Annotated in this window: 15 protein-coding genes; 5 read left to right on the plus strand and 10 right to left on the minus strand. The window is 60.0% G+C overall.

Annotated features, from left to right (window positions below; translation table 11 throughout):
* Window positions 1-160: 160 nt before the first annotated feature.
* Together ACP7BV_RS18460 and ACP7BV_RS18465 are read left to right on the plus strand one after the other, a co-directional pair.
* A complete protein-coding gene (locus tag ACP7BV_RS18460) occupies window positions 161-616 on the plus strand; it encodes an Lrp/AsnC ligand binding domain-containing protein (protein ID WP_126073517.1) in 456 nt (151 codons plus the stop codon).
* A gap of 145 nt (window positions 617-761) precedes the next feature.
* The gene (locus ACP7BV_RS18465; RefSeq protein ID WP_426105880.1) at window positions 762-2318 is read left to right on the plus strand and encodes a methyl-accepting chemotaxis protein; all 1557 of its coding nucleotides are present in this window, start codon (window positions 762-764) and stop codon (window positions 2316-2318) included.
* 25 nt (window positions 2319-2343) lie between these two features.
* Here the strand turns inward: ACP7BV_RS18465 and ACP7BV_RS18470 are convergent, their stop codons facing one another.
* Window positions 2344-3294 carry a LysR family transcriptional regulator gene (locus ACP7BV_RS18470; RefSeq protein ID WP_426105882.1) on the minus strand — a complete coding sequence of 317 codons (951 nt, stop codon included), beginning with the start codon at window positions 3292-3294 and terminating at the stop codon, window positions 2344-2346.
* A gap of 142 nt (window positions 3295-3436) precedes the next feature.
* Here ACP7BV_RS18470 and ACP7BV_RS18475 point away from each other — a divergent pair, with 142 nt between their 5' ends.
* Window positions 3437-3718 carry a hypothetical protein gene (locus tag ACP7BV_RS18475; RefSeq protein WP_426105883.1) on the plus strand — a complete coding sequence of 94 codons (282 nt, stop codon included), beginning with the start codon at window positions 3437-3439 and terminating at the stop codon, window positions 3716-3718.
* Between the two features lie 101 nt (window positions 3719-3819).
* Here ACP7BV_RS18475 and ACP7BV_RS18480 read toward each other — a convergent pair whose 3' ends face one another.
* From ACP7BV_RS18480 to ACP7BV_RS18505, 6 genes are all read right to left on the minus strand, one after another.
* Window positions 3820-4428, minus strand: coding sequence for a chalcone isomerase family protein (locus tag ACP7BV_RS18480; protein ID WP_426105885.1), 609 nt, complete (start codon window positions 4426-4428; stop codon window positions 3820-3822).
* Window positions 4429-4467: 39 nt separating this feature from the next.
* Window positions 4468-6147: a methyl-accepting chemotaxis protein gene (locus ACP7BV_RS18485; protein ID WP_426105886.1), complete on the minus strand. Its 1680-nt coding sequence runs from the start codon at window positions 6145-6147 to the stop codon at window positions 4468-4470.
* Window positions 6148-6599: 452 nt separating this feature from the next.
* Window positions 6600-6854 carry a YfhL family 4Fe-4S dicluster ferredoxin gene (locus tag ACP7BV_RS18490; RefSeq protein WP_426105887.1) on the minus strand — a complete coding sequence of 85 codons (255 nt, stop codon included), beginning with the start codon at window positions 6852-6854 and terminating at the stop codon, window positions 6600-6602.
* Between the two features lie 4 nt (window positions 6855-6858).
* Window positions 6859-7356, minus strand: coding sequence for a pantetheine-phosphate adenylyltransferase (gene coaD / locus ACP7BV_RS18495; RefSeq protein WP_426105888.1), 498 nt, complete (start codon window positions 7354-7356; stop codon window positions 6859-6861).
* Between the two features lie 82 nt (window positions 7357-7438).
* Window positions 7439-8083 (minus strand): 16S rRNA (guanine(966)-N(2))-methyltransferase RsmD, encoded by a 645-nt coding sequence (gene rsmD, locus ACP7BV_RS18500; protein ID WP_426105889.1) that lies wholly within the window; start codon window positions 8081-8083, stop codon window positions 7439-7441.
* Window positions 8084-8194: 111 nt separating this feature from the next.
* Window positions 8195-9091 carry a DUF6279 family lipoprotein gene (locus tag ACP7BV_RS18505; protein ID WP_426105890.1) on the minus strand — a complete coding sequence of 299 codons (897 nt, stop codon included), beginning with the start codon at window positions 9089-9091 and terminating at the stop codon, window positions 8195-8197.
* 26 nt (window positions 9092-9117) lie between these two features.
* Here ACP7BV_RS18505 and glmU point away from each other — a divergent pair, with 26 nt between their 5' ends.
* Window positions 9118-10497 carry a bifunctional UDP-N-acetylglucosamine diphosphorylase/glucosamine-1-phosphate N-acetyltransferase GlmU gene (gene glmU, locus ACP7BV_RS18510; protein WP_426105892.1) on the plus strand — a complete coding sequence of 460 codons (1380 nt, stop codon included), beginning with the start codon at window positions 9118-9120 and terminating at the stop codon, window positions 10495-10497.
* 61 nt (window positions 10498-10558) lie between these two features.
* Here the strand turns inward: glmU and ACP7BV_RS18515 are convergent, their stop codons facing one another.
* The 3 genes from ACP7BV_RS18515 to ACP7BV_RS18525 form a co-directional block, all read right to left on the minus strand.
* Window positions 10559-11767 carry an ABC transporter permease gene (locus ACP7BV_RS18515; protein ID WP_426105894.1) on the minus strand — a complete coding sequence of 403 codons (1209 nt, stop codon included), beginning with the start codon at window positions 11765-11767 and terminating at the stop codon, window positions 10559-10561.
* Window positions 11764-12531, minus strand: a complete 768-nt coding sequence (locus ACP7BV_RS18520) for an ABC transporter ATP-binding protein (RefSeq protein WP_426105895.1) — start codon at window positions 12529-12531, stop codon at window positions 11764-11766. The genes ACP7BV_RS18515 and ACP7BV_RS18520 overlap by 4 nt, the downstream gene beginning before the upstream one ends.
* A gap of 96 nt (window positions 12532-12627) precedes the next feature.
* Window positions 12628-13080 (minus strand): Lrp/AsnC family transcriptional regulator, encoded by a 453-nt coding sequence (locus ACP7BV_RS18525; RefSeq protein ID WP_426105896.1) that lies wholly within the window; start codon window positions 13078-13080, stop codon window positions 12628-12630.
* A gap of 185 nt (window positions 13081-13265) precedes the next feature.
* Between ACP7BV_RS18525 and glmS the strand changes: the two genes are divergently transcribed.
* Window positions 13266-15095, plus strand: a complete 1830-nt coding sequence (gene glmS / locus ACP7BV_RS18530) for a glutamine--fructose-6-phosphate transaminase (isomerizing) (protein WP_426105898.1) — start codon at window positions 13266-13268, stop codon at window positions 15093-15095.
* The last annotated feature ends 434 nt before the right edge of the window (window positions 15096-15529 follow it).

A 15529-nucleotide genomic window follows, 5' to 3' on the forward strand; every position in this document is an offset into this window, starting at 1 on the left:
TAAAAGAATAAAAGCAGCCGCGCAACGAGCCATGCGCGGCACAATGATTCGATTGTAGAGCCATTTCTTCTGGATTAATTCTGGTATTACAGAAGACTAGCCATAGATTGTTTTTGGTGAGACAATTTAACCAAATTATATTAATAAAGGAGCATGGGAAATGTTGGACAAGATCAGCAAGAAGATCCTTTCGGAGTTGCAGAGCGATGGCCGCATCAGCAATGTGGAACTTGCCGCGCGGGTCAACCTGTCGCCGGCGGCCTGTCTGGAGCGGGTGCGCAAGCTGCATGAATCGGGCTACATCATGGGCTACACGGCCCAGTTGAACCCCCAGCTGCTCGACGTTTCCCTGCTGGTGTTCATCGAAGTTGTGCTCGACCGCACCACGCCCGAAGTGTTCGATGCCTTCAAGAATAGCGTACAACTGATCCCCGAGGTACTGGAATGTCACATGGTGGCGGGCGGCTTTGATTACCTGGTCAAGGCGCGCGTCAAGGACATGGCGGCGTACCGGGAGTTCCTGGGGAAGACTTTGTTGCAAAAAGGTGTGCGGGAAACCCACACGTATGCGGTGATGGAAGAGGTCAAGAATACGACTAAGTTGCCAATAAAGTAATACTACATTCATTTTCGCAAGTATTGTTTCAAGTAAGGCTCAAGTAAGGCTCAAGTAAAGCTCAAGTAAGGCTCAAGTAAGGCTCAAGTAAGCGCCTGCTGTCAGGCTCTGTGCACAAAACAGGCCGAGATGCCGGGGGAGAAACATGTTGCAAATTCTTCACTCCAGGAGGGCGGGTAGTGTCCTGCCGCCCGTGATCGCTTTTGCGACCGGCTGCGCCTTCGCCCTCCCGGCCAGCTGGCTGGGCGCCGGGCCGATGGTGTGCGCCGCGCTCGCCTCGCTGGCAAGTGTGTCGCTGTTGCTGGTGCTGCACCGGCGCCAGGTTAACGCCAGCACGCGCTTCGTGGGCCTGGTTGGTCACGCGGTCGACGACATGATGATCGGCGCCGCCGAAACGTCGTGGTTTGTCGAGTCGCTCAAGAAAAACATCCACGAGGACGTGGCAACGGCCGTCGCGGTTGCCGAAAGCGCGCGCCACATCGCCGCCACGACGGAACGCATCGCCGTCGATGCCAAGCGCGCGGCCGCCGTTGCCGCCCAGGTCCGCAGCGAAAGCGCGGCCGGGCGCGCCGAGGCCGACGAGGGACTGCGGCGCATCAGCAGCGCGCGCGACGACGCCCGCCTTGCCGCCTGCACCATGGTCGAGCTGCAGCAAAAGTCGCGCGCCATCGCCGGCTTCACCGAAGTGATCACGGAAATTTCGGCCCGCACCAATTTACTGGCTCTGAACGCGGCGATCGAGGCGGCGCGCGCGGGCGAGCACGGGCGCGGCTTTGCAGTCGTGGCCAGCGAAGTGCGCCAACTTGCCCATCGCACACGCGAAGCCACCGACGAAATCGGCGCCATGGTGCGCGCCATTTCCGAACAGGCTGAAAAAGCGTCCGGCGGCATGGCCTCGCTGTTTGTTGCCGTGAGCGAAGCGGCCGGCAACGTCGAGCGGGTCCACGGTTTGCTCGGCCACATCGAACGGTCGTCGGCGGCTTCCGAGAGCGAAATTGGCGGGATTGCCGCGGCCGCGCGCGAACATATGGCCACCACGCGCGACATGACTGATTCCCTGTCGCAAATTTGCGACAGCATGCGTTCGATCGACGCCGGCTTGCCGCGCGCGGCCGGTTCGGCCATGGCGCTGGCCGAAAAAGCCGAAACCATCGCCGCCGCACTGGGCGAGTCATCGGTGCCCAATGCTCATGATCCGATCAGGATCGCGGCGCAGCAGGCAGCGGCGGCCGTGGGACAGTTGTTTAGCCAGGCAATCAAGGCGGGGCAAATTTCGCGCGAGGCGCTGTTCGACCGGCGCTACAAGCCAATTGCCAACACCGACCCTCTCAAGCACAGCACGCTGTTCGACGCTTACACGGACCGGGTGTTGCCGGCGTTGCAGGAAGAATTGCTGGAAAAAATGCCGCACCTGGCGTATGCGGGCGCGGTGGATGACCACGGGTATTTTCCGACCCACAACAAGAAGTTTTCTCGGCAGCTGACGGGCGACTATGACGTCGACATCGTCAACAACCGCACCAAGCGCATTTTCAGCGACCGCACGGGCAAGCGCTGCGGATCGAGTATCGCGCCGTTCTTGCTTCAGACCTACAAGCGCGATACGGGCGAGGTGATGCATGACTTGTCCGCGCCGATTTACGTCGACGGCAAGCATTGGGGCGGATTTCGGGTCGGTTACCGGTCAGGCATCGTTGCTTGACGCTACGCGCTGCGTGGCCGCGCCATCAATCGCTGCTGGCAGCGCCGCGCAAGGTGGTGGTATTCATGCCCTCGAGATGCTTGCGCAGCCATTTGTGGGCCGGACTGCGGGCGTCGCGTTCGTGCCACAGCATGTCCAGGTGGACCGCCGGCAACGTAAACGGCAATTCGCGCCAGACCAGCGCATCGGTCATGCCGGTCGAGGCGATCAAGTGCTTGGGTAGCACGGTGATCAGATCGGAATTGGCCACCACCCGCCCTGCCGTAAAAAATTGATTGACGGTCAGCCAGATGCGCCGCTCGCGGCCCACCTGCGCCAGCGCTTCGTCGACCAGGCCGTGCGCGCGGCCCGAAAAACTGACCAGCAAGTGATTCGCCGCGCAGTAATTGTCCATTCCCAATTCAACCTTGGCCAGCGGATGGTTCTTGCGCATCACGCACACATAATGGCCTGAATACAAGCGCTCATGGCGAATCGGCGAACTGGTGTCGCTCGACAACTGCGCCGCCACGCCCGGGAAAAAACCAACCGCCAGATCGATGTCGCCGCGCAACAGCATCGGGCGCGGTTCGCGCGTGGTCAGCGGGACCATGCGCACGTTGACGCCTGGCGCCTCGCTCTCGATCGAGCGCATCAGGGCCGGCAGCCAGAACGCGGCGGTGGCGTCGGCCATGGCCATGCGGAAGGTGGCGTGGGCTTTGGAGACGTCGAACGTTTCCGGCGTGACTGCAGCTTCCAGGCCGGCAAGCGCCTGGCGCACGGCCGGCCACAGCGCTTCGGCGCGCGGGGTCGGCTTGACGCCATAGGCGGTGCGGATCAAGAGCTCGTCGCCCAGGCTTTCGCGCAAGCGCTTGATGGCGTTCGAGACGGCCGGCTGGGTCATGGCCAGGTGGCCGGCCGCGCGGGTTAGATTTTGCTCGGTCATCACCGCGTCAAATACGCGCAGCAGGTTCAGGTCGAGGGTCAGGAAGCTCATGGGATCCAGAGAGAAAGGCGGTGCTTAATCATACAGCAACGCATTCACAAAAAGAATGAGGGTCATCCGAAAACGCAATTGGCTATATATGTTGCACCGCATTATAGTTCTATGAAGAAATAACTATTGCGACGGAAATATTGTGTCTACTACCTACCTGCTAGAACTGAGCGCTGCCCAATTTTTGCCGCTGCTGCATCTGTGCGCTACTTATCTCGTGATTGGCGCTCTGCTGCTGACGTTCCGGCCTTTGCTGGTCGGCATCGCGCGCGCCTTGTGGCTGCTGGCGTTTCCTCGCCTGAGCCTGGACCAGCGAGCGCGGCGCGCCCAGATGCGCGACCAGCGTCTGATTCAGAAAATGATTGCAGCGTCCACGAGTCCGAGCATGACGGCCGAGCTGCAAGCCATGGCCGCGCGCGGCTAGTGTCCTGAGTTGAAAGTTCGGTGTGCATGAAAAAAGCGGCGCCCAGTTCACACCGGCGCCGCTTTTTTGCTTTGTGACGTTTGTCGCTTACGTAGTGAGCCTTATTTCTTGGCCGAAGCCGCCGCTGGCGCCAACAGTTTTAGCTTGAGCGCATTGTCTGCCGGCTTGTTGCCAAGCCAGATCTTCAGCACGGCGTTGTTGAAATTGACTTCCGGAGTCACTTCGCCGAGGCGCTTGCCGTTCAAAATGCAGATCGTTCCCTGGCCAGGGATATAGTCGGTGTCGAGCACGTCGCCCTTTTTCAAGCCATCGACCGCGGCAAAAATCTCGCCAAACTTGCTGATCTGGGTGACGATCTTGGTCTTGTCCTTGCCGTCGAGGTTATTGTTAATGCCGCTCATGAAGGCATTGCCGAAGTCTTCCGAGCTAATGTCGCGCATTATGACTAGCTGCATGCGGCGCGGACCTTCGGCAGCGAATACTTCTTCGGCCGTCGATTTCTTATCTTGCAGATACAGGCCGGCGGCGTATACCTTGACGATGAACTTGGTACGCACGCCCAAGCCGTTCAGTTGCAATTCCTTGCCGCCTACCTTGGCGGTGTCCGCGAACTTGATGCCGGCAACTTCAGCTGCGATGGCGCTCTGGCCGAAAGCGCCAGCCAGCAACGCACCGCTTACCAGGGTCTTGACTACGATATTCTTGATCATATTGTCTCCATTATTGATTTAAATACAAATTGTACACAATTAAAACTCTTCCCAGTCGCTACCGTTCGACTGCTTGTCCGCCATCCGCGGCGCACCCGCAGCAGCTATCTCTTTCCTTAACGCAGCACGTGGCAATTCGGTGGACACAGGCTGCGGCGACGCCAGATAAGCCGTCTCGTGGTCGAGCTTGAAAACGCTCACCACGCGCGCCAGGTTGGCGGCCTGATCCTGCATTGAAGCGGCCGCTGCGGCAGCTTCCTCGACCAAAGCTGCATTTTGCTGCGTTGTTTCATCCATTTCAAGAATGGTCGAATTTACTTTGGCAATACCGGCGCTCTGTTCCTGGCTGGCGGAAGTAATTTCACCCATGATATCGGTTACCCGTCGCACGCTGGCCACCACTTCTTCCATCGTCACCCCGGCCTGTTCGACCAGCGTGCTGCCTTCGCGCACCTTGCTGACCGAGTCGCCGATCAGCGTCTTGATTTCCTTGGCTGCCGCCGCCGAGCGCTGCGCCAGGTTGCGCACTTCGGCGGCGACCACGGCAAAGCCGCGGCCCTGTTCGCCGGCGCGGGCCGCTTCCACCGCCGCGTTCAACGCCAGGATGTTGGTTTGAAAGGCGATGCCGTCGATCACGCCGATAATATCCACAATCTTTTTGGAAGAGGCCGTGATCGAACCCATCGTCTCGATCACATTCGATACCACCGAGCCGCCCCGCACCGCTACCTCAGACGCTTTGGCCGCCAGCACGTTGGCCTGGCGCGCATTGTCGGCATTTTGCTGGACGGTGCTGGTCAGTTCGTGCATCGAGCGCGAAGTTTGACCCAGCGACGAGGCTTGCTGTTCAGTGCGCGACGACAGGTCCAGGTTGCCGCTGGCAATTTCGCTGGACGCTTCGGCGATCGACACCGTGCCGGTGCGCACCTCGGCCACGATGCGAATGAGGCTATCGTTCATGAACTTGAGCGCTTCCATCATCTGGCCTGTTTCGTCCGTGCTGGTCACGACGATCTCGCTGGTCAGGTCGCCGTCGGCGACACGCTGGGCAACGCCCACCGCTTCATTGAGCGGACGGGTAATGCTGCGCGTGGCCATGAAAGCGACCAGCAGCGAGATCACGCCGGCCACGATGGCCAGCACCGTGATCATCAGCTGGGTGCGCTTGGTGAGGGCCGACGCATCGTTGCCGGCGCTGACCATCTCGGCATTCTGGTAAGCGATGTACTTGTCGAGCTGCTCGAAATACTTGCCTTGCTGGGGACGCAGCGAAAACATGAACTTGACCATTGCGTCGTCTTTTTTGTCTTCATTGATCAGTTTCACGAAAGTGGCCTGACCCGGCATGAAGCGGTTGCGGATGACGCCGATCGCCTTGAGGATTTCGACCGCTTTTGGATCGGTGGTGGTGGCGGTCAGCTCGGCGATGGCCTTGGTCGCGCTGGCGCTGTGGGCCTCGATATTGCTCAGTTCTTTGGCGATCTGCGCGGGATCGGTCATGATCAGCACGTTGAGCATGCTGCGGGTCGCCTCGTTGACATCGGCCTTGATGACGTTGGCGACCACGGTCTTCGGGTAACGTACGTCGACCATTTTGCCCACTTCCTGGTTCAGGCTGGCGATACGCAGATAGGACAAGCCCGCCAGCGTAATCAGCAGGAAAATCACCACGCCGAAGCCGAGAGCCAAGCGCTGGCCGATGCGCATATTCTTGATCATGGGATTCCTGTGTTGAAAATAGAATGGGCGTGCTTAAATCTTAACTACGACTATAGCCTATATATATCAAAGAATTGCCGTATGGGTACATATATGGCATACCAAACGGGATATTTCGGCGGAAACCGTGGCGTGCAGGCACATTGCTATCGATATTGGCAATAGCGACTGTTAAAACTTTGTATTGGAACGTTCAGGCGCACGGGAATCGACTGCCTCATTGTCGTGGCGAACGAAGCTGTCGGAATGGGCCGGAGGTTTGACAAAGCGATATCGTCCTCGCGCATGCGGGGACCCATGGAACGGTTCAACTTAGCAACTGTTCCATGGGTCCCCGCGTGCGCGAGGACGATGTAGGTATGGTTTGATGTTGCCAAATGGCGCGAGTGTTTGCGCGTTCAAAGGGGCGGAAAATTTTGTGCAACACCCTCGCCCGCAGGGCCGCAGGCCAGTCAGTTCTTGGCTGCGGTCAGACGTTCGTACTTGGCTTGCAACTCTTCCGGCGTTTCACGCCAGGCCGGGTTGAACGGGATGCAGCTGACCGGGCAAACCTGCTGGCACTGCGGCTCGTCGAAATGGCCGACGCACTCGGTGCACTTGTTGGGATCGATTTCGTAAATCTCGGCGCCCATGTAGATGGCGTCGTTCGGGCACTCGGGCTCGCACACGTCGCAATTGATACAGTCGTCGGTAATCAGGAGTGCCATGGCGTTACTCTGCGTCAGGTGGAAGCGAGGCGATCTTTTTCTGAAGCCAGCGGTCGACCGACGGAAACACGAATTTTGAAACATCGCCGCCCAGCATGGCAATTTCACGCACGATGGTGCCCGAAATAAACTGGTACTGGTCGGAAGGCGTCAGGAACAAGGTTTCGACATCGGGAAGCAGGTAGCGGTTCATGCCGGCCATCTGAAATTCGTATTCAAAGTCCGACACGGCGCGCAGGCCGCGCACGATGACGCGTGCATCGTGCTTGCGCACAAAATCCTTGAGCAAGCCGGAAAAGCTTTCCACCTGCACGTTCGGATAGTGGCCCAGCACTTCGTTGGCAATTTCCAGGCGCTCAGCGAGCGAAAAGAACGGGCGTTTATTCTTGCTGTCGGCCACGCCGACGATCAGCTTGTCGAACAATCCGGAGGCGCGGCGCACCAAATCCTCATGCCCGCGGGTGAGCGGATCGAAGGTTCCTGGATAAACGGCTACAACCATTACGGCTCCTAGAGATGCGCCAATAAAAGCCGCATTATGCCTGAAAAGCCCGGGCACCCCGGGGCGCGGCGGCCGCGGTCCTTCAGGTCTGGCCGGTGCGCAGCCTGAGCAAGTGATAAAACACGACGCCGGCCTTGTCGGCGCGGATTGCTTCCCACGGCGCCAGCCAGTCCGGGGGCGCACTGGCGTCCTCGGGCGCGAAAGGCAGCGGCGCGCCCGATTCCGCGTACACCAGGCCGCCAGGCTCAAGCAGGTTTGCGCATAGCGGCAGCGCCTTGGACAAGAACTCCTGGTGATAGGGCGGGTCCAAAAAGATCAGCTTGAAGCGCTGGCCGCGCAGCGCCATGCTGTGCACGCAGGTCATGGCGTCGGCGCGCAAGATGGTCACATTGTCGGCCTTGAGCTTGTCCTTGATTGCTTCGAGCTGGCGCACCACGGGCGAGTGCGAGTCGATCATCGTGACTGTCTGCGCGCCGCGGCTGGCGGCTTCGAAGCCCAGTGCCCCGCTGCCGGCGAACATGTCGAGGCAGGCGGCGTCGGCCCAGTTGGCGTCCCACAAATGAGTGATCCAGTTAAACACGGTCTCGCGCACGCGGTCCGGCGTGGGGCGCAGGCCGAGGGCGTCCAGCACGGGCAGCGGCGTGCGCTTCCACGCGCCGCCGATGATGCGTACCTGCTGCGGAGGCGGGGCCCGGTGGACCGGGACTTTGGCTGGTTTTTTTGGCATGGAAAGACCCTGTGAATCTGATGGGCGGCACTATATCACGGCCGGTAAACGCACCGGGGCCAGACCTTGTGGTCTGACCCCGGTGTGGCGCTTGCTGCAGAACCAGCTTTTTTACTTCGTTTCGGCGGCAAGGACCTTGAAGTCGTCGATCCAGCCCTGCATGCGTTTTTGCGCGTGCGCCTTTTGGGCCGGGGTGGCAATTTTGATGGCCGTGAGCGTCAGGTTGATCGTGCTGTCGATATAGGCGTCGAAAAATGCCTTACGCTCGGGGGCGTCGAAACGGCCGAAAATATCTTTCAGCAATCCATTCAGCAAGGCGCTGGTTGCTTCTTTGCCCAGCTTTTTGGACTGGATCTCATGCAGCACCGAGACGATCTTTTTCTGGCGGATGATGCGCTCGTCCAACCATATCTGGTTGTCCAGCGGGCGGGCGTCGGATGCCTTGCGCAACACCGCTTCCTGCTCGCTGCTGAAACTGCCGAACCACAACTCGAATTGCTCCATCGATTTCTTGTAGCGCACCTTCTGCTTTTTGTCGTTGTCGATAGCGACGAATTTCTTGCGGTAGGTGTCATTATTTTTGCGGAACTTTTCTTCGATGTTCGCGATCTGTTCGGGCTTGACCGACAGCGCCAGGTCGGTCAGCTCGGGTAGCGCCTTGTAGGCCAGCGTTTCGGTGCGGCCCTTGATATCCTTGTAATCGGCCTTCAGGTCGGCGTGGGTCATAGTGCCGGCAAGCTGACCCTGGGCCTTGACGAGGAACTGGCTGTAGTCGCGTAATTGGGTCTTGCGGTGCCATTTGATGAGCTGGCCGATATCTTGTTTGACCACGGGCGCCTGCTCGGAATCGAGGTCGACATAGGCGTCGACAAACCAGTACAGCAAGGTGTCGCCTTGGTTGTAGGCAAACTTGACGCTGCTGCAAGCGGCCAGCACGACCATGGCAGTGAGCAGGAACACCACGCGAAAGCGCTGGATCAATCGGTCTTGCGTGTTAAACTTTTTCATCTTTATAACTCTCTGAACAACTGCCTATGAACGTTGTGATCCTCGCTGCCGGTATGGGCAAGCGCATGCAATCGGCGCTGCCCAAAGTACTGCACCCTCTTGCCGGCAAGCCGCTATTGCTACACGTGATCGATACGGCGCGCACCCTTGCGCCGAGCAAATTATGCGTTATTTACGGACACGGCGGCGCGGCCGTGCCGGAAATGGTTCAGAAACAGAACATTGGCACGCACGCGGCGATTGATACCGCGCTGCAAGAACCGCAACTGGGAACCGGCCACGCGGTCATGCAGGCGATCCCCCAGCTCGATGACAGCGTCCCTACCCTGATCCTGTACGGCGACGTGCCGCTGACCACGTCCGCCTCGCTCCAGCGCCTGGTCGAGGCGGCCGGCGCCGACAAGCTGGCCATCCTCACGGTCGAGCAGGCCAACCCGTTCGGCCTGGGCCGCATCGTGCGCGAAGGCGGCCAGATCCGCCGTATCGTCGAGGAAAAGGATGCGAACGAGCAAGAGCGCGCGATTCGCGAAATCAACAGCGGCATCATGGTCGCGCCAACCCGCCACCTGAAAAAATGGCTGGCTGCGTTGTCGAACAATAATGCGCAGGGCGAGTATTACCTGACCGATATCGTGGCCCAGGCCGTTGCCGACGGCGTGCCGGTAGTGTCGAGCCAGCCGGGTGGCGAGTGGGAAGTGGCGGGCGTCAACAGCAAGGTGCAACTGGCCGAACTGGAGCGCCGCCATCAATTGAATATTGCCCATGCGCTGCTGGAAAAAGGCGTGCACTTGCTCGATCCGGCGCGCATCGATGTGCGCGGCGAACTCATTTGCGGGCGCGATGTCAGTATTGATGTGGGCTGCATCTTCGAAGGCCGGGTCGAGCTGGCGGACGGCGTGAGCATCGGTGCGCACAGCGTCATCGTCAATGCGCGCATTGCGGCCGGCGCCACGATCAAGCCGTTCTGCCATATCGAGGAAGCGGTGGTCGGGCCGAAATCGGTCATCGGGCCATATGCACGTTTGCGTCCGGGCACCGAGCTGGCCGAGGATGTGCACATTGGCAATTTTGTCGAGATCAAGAACAGCCAGGTGGCGGCGCACAGCAAGGCCAATCACCTGGCGTATGTGGGCGACGCCACGGTGGGTTCGCGCGTCAATATCGGGGCGGGCACCATCACGTGCAACTATGACGGCGCCAACAAGTTCCGTACGGTGATCGAGGATGACTGCTTCATTGGCAGTGACAGCCAGCTAATCGCCCCGGTGACGGTTGGCAAGGGCGCAACCCTGGGTGCTGGCACTACGCTGTCCAAAGATGCGCCAGCAGGCAAGCTGACCATTTCGCGCGCCAAGCAGATGACCGTTGAAGGCTGGACGCGTCCGGTGAAAGTCAAGAAGGCTTGATTGCAGAAGAGCGGACGCGATAGCGGGGGCGCTCGAGGCGCCTCCCCCCATTTGCCTTGCCTTACGCCGCAAGCGCCGGCGCGATCGCCACCCGTGCTGCCTTAAATGACGGCACCAGCGCCGCCAGCAATGCCACGGCAAGCACCGTTACCACCGCCATTGCCATGCGGTTAAAATCAAGCTCGACCAGCATGGGCGCCGCATTGAGCGCCGTTTGCGCGGCGTAAGACAGCGCCGCCCGGTTGACAATCCAGGCGATCAGCCCGCTGCCTATCAGGCTAAAGAGCACACCCGTCAGTGCCATCCATAAAGCTTCCGTCACGAACATCATGAATACCGCACTGCTGCGCATGCCAAGCGCGCGCAGCGTGGCCACTTCACGCCGCCGCTCCAGCGCGTTCATGGACATGGTGGCCGCAATCGTGGCGCCGATCACCGCAAACACCATGCCGGCCACGCTGTCGAAGGCGACGTCAAACGCGCCCCGCTCATTGGCGTAGGCGGCCGATTGCTCTTGCCAGGTCTTGATGTGCACGGGTATTCCGGCCGCCCGCAGCCCGGCAGCCAAAGTGCCGCGGCGCTCTTCGGTGTGCTGACCTTCCGACAGATAGACCACGATCCGTTCCGTCAGTTCCGTATCGAGCAGCGACTGCGCCATGGCAAACGGCATCAACAGTGGATTGCGGCCGTTCTCCGGCCGCCCCACGCTGCTGTAAACATCGACCACTTGCGCGTCGAACGGGACGGTATGGGCGTCAAGTGTGGCCCCGGTCAGCGTCAGATTACTGCCGTGGACCAATCCGAGCGACCGGGCTTGCTTGCTGCTGAGCGCAATGCCATTGCGGGCGGTCGGATTGAGCTTGCCCGGCAACTGGCGCGTGGCGCTGGCGGCGTCCGGCGTGGAAACGATGCCTTCGCCAAAGAACAGGGCCGAGCGCTCGCCGGTGGCGGCAATGCCGCTCACGCTCATTTGCGGCACCACCAGCGCCACGCCCGGGCTCGCTTCTGCCAGCTTGATCACGCGCAGCGCCTCGGCCTGGTCGAACATGCGGGTGCTCTGCAAGCTGCCGGGCTCGGCGGCGCGCAAGATGGCCAGGTGGCCCAGGCGTTCGCCGATGACGGCTTGGTATTCCATCCGGGCGCGGGCGCTGGCAATGTGGCCGGCGAACAAGTCGAGCACGCACAGGCTGGCGGCAATGAGCACGATGGCCAGTACGCTGCGGGTGCTTCCCAGCAGCAGCGTGCGCAGGGCCAGCTGCGTCGGGCTCATAGTTCAACCCGGACGGCGCGCCGCGCCTGGCCATTGGCGGCGCTGGTCAGGCGCCCTTCGCTCAGCTGCAAGGTGCGCGTGGCGCGGCTCAGTTGGCGCTGGTCACGGGTAGAGATCAGGAAAGCGGTACCGTGCGCTTGCTGTTCCCGCGCAAACAAGTCCATGACCAGGCGGATGCAGCCGTTGTCCAGGCGCGAGGTCGGCTCGTCCGCCACCACCAGGCGCGGCCTGGCGATCAGCGCGCGCGCAATGGCAACCCGCTGGCACTGGCTGGCGTCCAGCCGCGGCGGATAGTGGCCGGCCTGGGTGCCGAGTCCGACCTGGGTCAGCAGCGCCTCGGCACGGTCATGCGCTGCGGCGAGTTCTGCGTCGTCCAGGTGGCCGCGCAGCATCAGCGGCAGCAGCACGTTTTCGCGCGCCGTCATGACCGGAATCAGGCTGGACGCCTGGAACACGAAGCCGATCATATCGCCGCGCAACTCGGCGCGGGCCTGTTCGGACAGCTTGGAGACGAGCAAACTGGCAATGACGATGCTGCCCTCGGTGGCCGTCTCGAGCATGCCGACCAGGTTCAGCAGCGACGTCTTGCCGCTACCGGAGGGGCCGCACACGGACACCATGTCGCCGGCGTGGATTTGCAAGTCGATGTCGTGTAGCGCGTGCACGCCGCTGAAACCGGCGCCGTACACCTTGCGCACCCGCGACAGATTGACCAGCTCGATGGGCGGGCCGGCCAGTGGCCATGGCGATCCGGGTAACTGCATTGCTTCCATGAAAAAACCTCGCGTGCGTCAGTAAACAGTTTCCAGTAGACACTGTTTCTCGTCGGTACTCGTTGAGCTTGCTCAGGATGGGCGGGATCAGACCGCGATGCGGGTTTCGAACTTGCTGCGGAAGGTGGAAAAGTACGCTTTCACGTTGCGCACGTTGGTGTGGCCGGCGAACAAGCGGTGGGCCAGCGCGTTGTAGGATGGCATGTCGGCTACTTGCACGACGAGCACGAAATCGGGTCCGGGCGCTACCCGGTAGCATTGCAATACGGCAGCCTCGGCCGCGACGTGCTGTTCAAATTCGCTCATCCGCTCGGCCGCCTGGATGTCGAGCGTGATCTCGACGATGGCCGTCAAGCGCGCGCCGACTTTTTCGGGCGCGACGATGGCCACCTGGCGCGCGATGACGCCCTGCTCCGTGAGCAACTTGACCCGTCGCAGGCACGTGGGGGGCGATACATGAACCAGTTCCGCCAACTCCGCATTGGTATGTGAGGAATCAATTTGCAAGATATTTAAGATGCGACGATCGACATCATCCATGGGTTTCTTACAGCCCTTCTTGTCATGTAGCGATTAACGAAAGAATTCGAAGAAAAATGAAATAAAATTTCATCGCGAGATATCGATGAAATAATATACCAAAATCGCTCCCCGTTCGACAGCAAATTTCATTGCTTTCCAACTACTATCTATGTCCATTATTCATTTTCCAATTGAGGCCTTCCATGTGCGGAATCGTCGGAGCAGTAGCTCAACGTAATATCACCCCTATTCTTATCGAGGGCCTCAAGCGGCTGGAATACCGCGGCTATGATTCCTGCGGCGTGGCGCTGCACGTGGACGGCAAGCTGCAGCGTTCGCGCAGCACCTCGCGCGTGGCCGAGCTGGAAACCCAGATCGCCGCCGAAGGCCTGCAAGGCTTCACCGGCATCGCGCACACGCGCTGGGCCACCCATGGCGCCCCGGCGTCGCACAATGCGCACCCGCACTTTTCCCCGACCGAAGAGAACGCCCGCATCGCGCTGGTTCACAACGGCATTATTGAAAACCACGACGAGTTGCGCGCCGAACTGACGGCACTGGGCTACGTATTCCAAAGCCAGACCGACACCGAAGTCATCGCCCACCTGGTCGACCACATGTACACCGGCGACCTGTTCGAAACCGTCAAGATGGCCGTCAAGCGCCTGCACGGGGCCTACGCGATTGCCGTGTTCAGCCGCGAAGAGCCGCACCGCGTGGTTGCCGCGCGCCAGGGTTCGCCCTTGATCGTCGGCGTGGGCAAGGGCGAAAACTTCGTCGCTTCCGACGCCATGGCGCTGGCCGGCACCACCGACCAGATCATTTACCTGGAAGAAGGCGACGTGGTCGACCTGCAACTGGCCAAGTGCTGGATCGTCGATGCCGACGGCCGCCCGGTCGACCGGGAAGTCAAAACCGTGCACGCACACACGGGCGCAGCCGAACTCGGCCCGTATCGTCATTACATGCAAAAGGAAATTTTCGAGCAGCCGCGCGTCATCGGCGACACGCTGGAAGGCGTCACCGGCATCATGCCGGAACTGTTCGGCGACGAGGCATACAAGGTCTTCAAGGACATTGACCGCGTGCTGATCCTGGCGTGCGGCACCAGTTACTACGCCGGCTTGACCGCCAAGTATTGGATCGAGTCGGTAGCTAAAGTGCCGACCCAGGTGGAAATTGCCAGCGAATACCGCTACCGCGACAGCGTCCCCAATCCCAAGACGCTGGTCGTTACCATTACCCAAAGTGGTGAAACAGCCGACACGCTGGCCGCCCTCAAGCATGCGCGCAGCCTTGGCATGGTGCACACGCTGACCATTTGTAATGTGGCAACCAGCGCGATGGTACGCGAATGTGCGCTGGCTTACATCACCCGCGCCGGCGTGGAAGTAGGCGTTGCCTCGACCAAAGCCTTCACCACCCAGCTGGCTGCCCTGTTCCTGCTGACGCTGACGCTGGCGCAAGTGAACGGCAAACTGTCGGACGAAGAAGAAGCAACTTTCCTCAAGCAAATGCGCCACTTGCCGGTCGCGATCGCCGCCGTGCTGGCGCTCGAGCCGCAAATCATCGCCTGGGCAGACGACTTTGCCCGCAAGGAAAACGCACTATTCCTTGGCCGCGGGATCCATTATCCGATCGCCCTGGAAGGCGCGCTCAAGCTCAAGGAAATTTCCTACATCCACGCCGAAGCCTATCCTGCAGGCGAACTCAAGCACGGCCCGCTGGCCTTGGTCACGGACGAAATGCCGGTGGTGACCATTGCGCCGAACGATGCCTTGCTGGAAAAGCTGAAGTCGAACATGCAGGAAGTGCGTGCCCGGGGCGGCCAGCTGTACGTGTTTGCCGACGTTGATTCGCGCATTACGTCGGGCGATGGCGTGCATGTAATCCGCTTGCCGGAACACTATGGTTTGTTGTCGCCCATCTTGCACGTTTGCGCGTTGCAACTGCTGGCGTACCACACGGCGCTGGCCAAGGGCACGGATGTGGACAAGCCGCGTAACTTGGCGAAGTCCGTTACTGTTGAGTAACGGCCTGGCTGCTAGGTTGACTAGTTGTTCTTTGCCATTAAAGTCCGGGACAAGCAAAATATTGTTAGTTTAACATCTTGCATTCTTGCATTCTTGCATTCTTGCATTCTTGCATTCTTGCTGCGCTGTCCCGATCTTTAGTTGCAAAAGAGCAGCTATTAATGGGTGTGTTTTTGCGGATTGATTTTCATGAGTGCGAATGCTGTGCTTTTCGAAGATCAATTTCGATGGGGTACGACGTCAATCCACCCAAGTTAGCAGTTGGCGTGCATTTCAGTAAATTATTATCAATTTTTTCACAATAACACTTGACATCACCTTAAAATTGCGGCGTCCAGCATGGATTTTTACTATCCATGCCTGCCATGTCCGTTCTGACCACGCTGTTCCAAGATTTCGCCGCGCGCCTATGCTCAACAGAATTTCTCCGCGAT

This window comes from Massilia sp. TSP1-1-2 (assembly GCF_049896185.1).
GTDB lineage: Bacteria > Pseudomonadota > Gammaproteobacteria > Burkholderiales > Burkholderiaceae_D > Telluria_A.

Excerpts from the sequence above, each read along its gene's own strand:
- ACP7BV_RS18460 (WP_126073517.1), top strand. The coding sequence starts at position 161 with ATGTTGGACAAGATCAGCAAGAAGATCCTTTCGGAGTTGCAGAGCGAT.
- ACP7BV_RS18465 (WP_426105880.1), top strand. The coding sequence starts at position 762 with ATGTTGCAAATTCTTCACTCCAGGAGGGCGGGTAGTGTCCTGCCGCCC.
- ACP7BV_RS18470 (WP_426105882.1), bottom strand. The coding sequence starts at position 3,294 with ATGAGCTTCCTGACCCTCGACCTGAACCTGCTGCGCGTATTTGACGCG.
- ACP7BV_RS18480 (WP_426105885.1), bottom strand. The coding sequence starts at position 4,428 with ATGATCAAGAATATCGTAGTCAAGACCCTGGTAAGCGGTGCGTTGCTG.
- ACP7BV_RS18485 (WP_426105886.1), bottom strand. The coding sequence starts at position 6,147 with ATGATCAAGAATATGCGCATCGGCCAGCGCTTGGCTCTCGGCTTCGGC.
- ACP7BV_RS18490 (WP_426105887.1), bottom strand. The coding sequence starts at position 6,854 with ATGGCACTCCTGATTACCGACGACTGTATCAATTGCGACGTGTGCGAG.
- coaD (WP_426105888.1), bottom strand. The coding sequence starts at position 7,356 with ATGGTTGTAGCCGTTTATCCAGGAACCTTCGATCCGCTCACCCGCGGG.
- rsmD (WP_426105889.1), bottom strand. The coding sequence starts at position 8,083 with ATGCCAAAAAAACCAGCCAAAGTCCCGGTCCACCGGGCCCCGCCTCCG.
- ACP7BV_RS18505 (WP_426105890.1), bottom strand. The coding sequence starts at position 9,091 with ATGAAAAAGTTTAACACGCAAGACCGATTGATCCAGCGCTTTCGCGTG.
- glmU (WP_426105892.1), top strand. The coding sequence starts at position 9,118 with ATGAACGTTGTGATCCTCGCTGCCGGTATGGGCAAGCGCATGCAATCG.
- ACP7BV_RS18515 (WP_426105894.1), bottom strand. The coding sequence starts at position 11,767 with ATGAGCCCGACGCAGCTGGCCCTGCGCACGCTGCTGCTGGGAAGCACC.
- ACP7BV_RS18520 (WP_426105895.1), bottom strand. The coding sequence starts at position 12,531 with ATGCAGTTACCCGGATCGCCATGGCCACTGGCCGGCCCGCCCATCGAG.
- ACP7BV_RS18525 (WP_426105896.1), bottom strand. The coding sequence starts at position 13,080 with ATGGATGATGTCGATCGTCGCATCTTAAATATCTTGCAAATTGATTCC.
- glmS (WP_426105898.1), top strand. The coding sequence starts at position 13,266 with ATGTGCGGAATCGTCGGAGCAGTAGCTCAACGTAATATCACCCCTATT.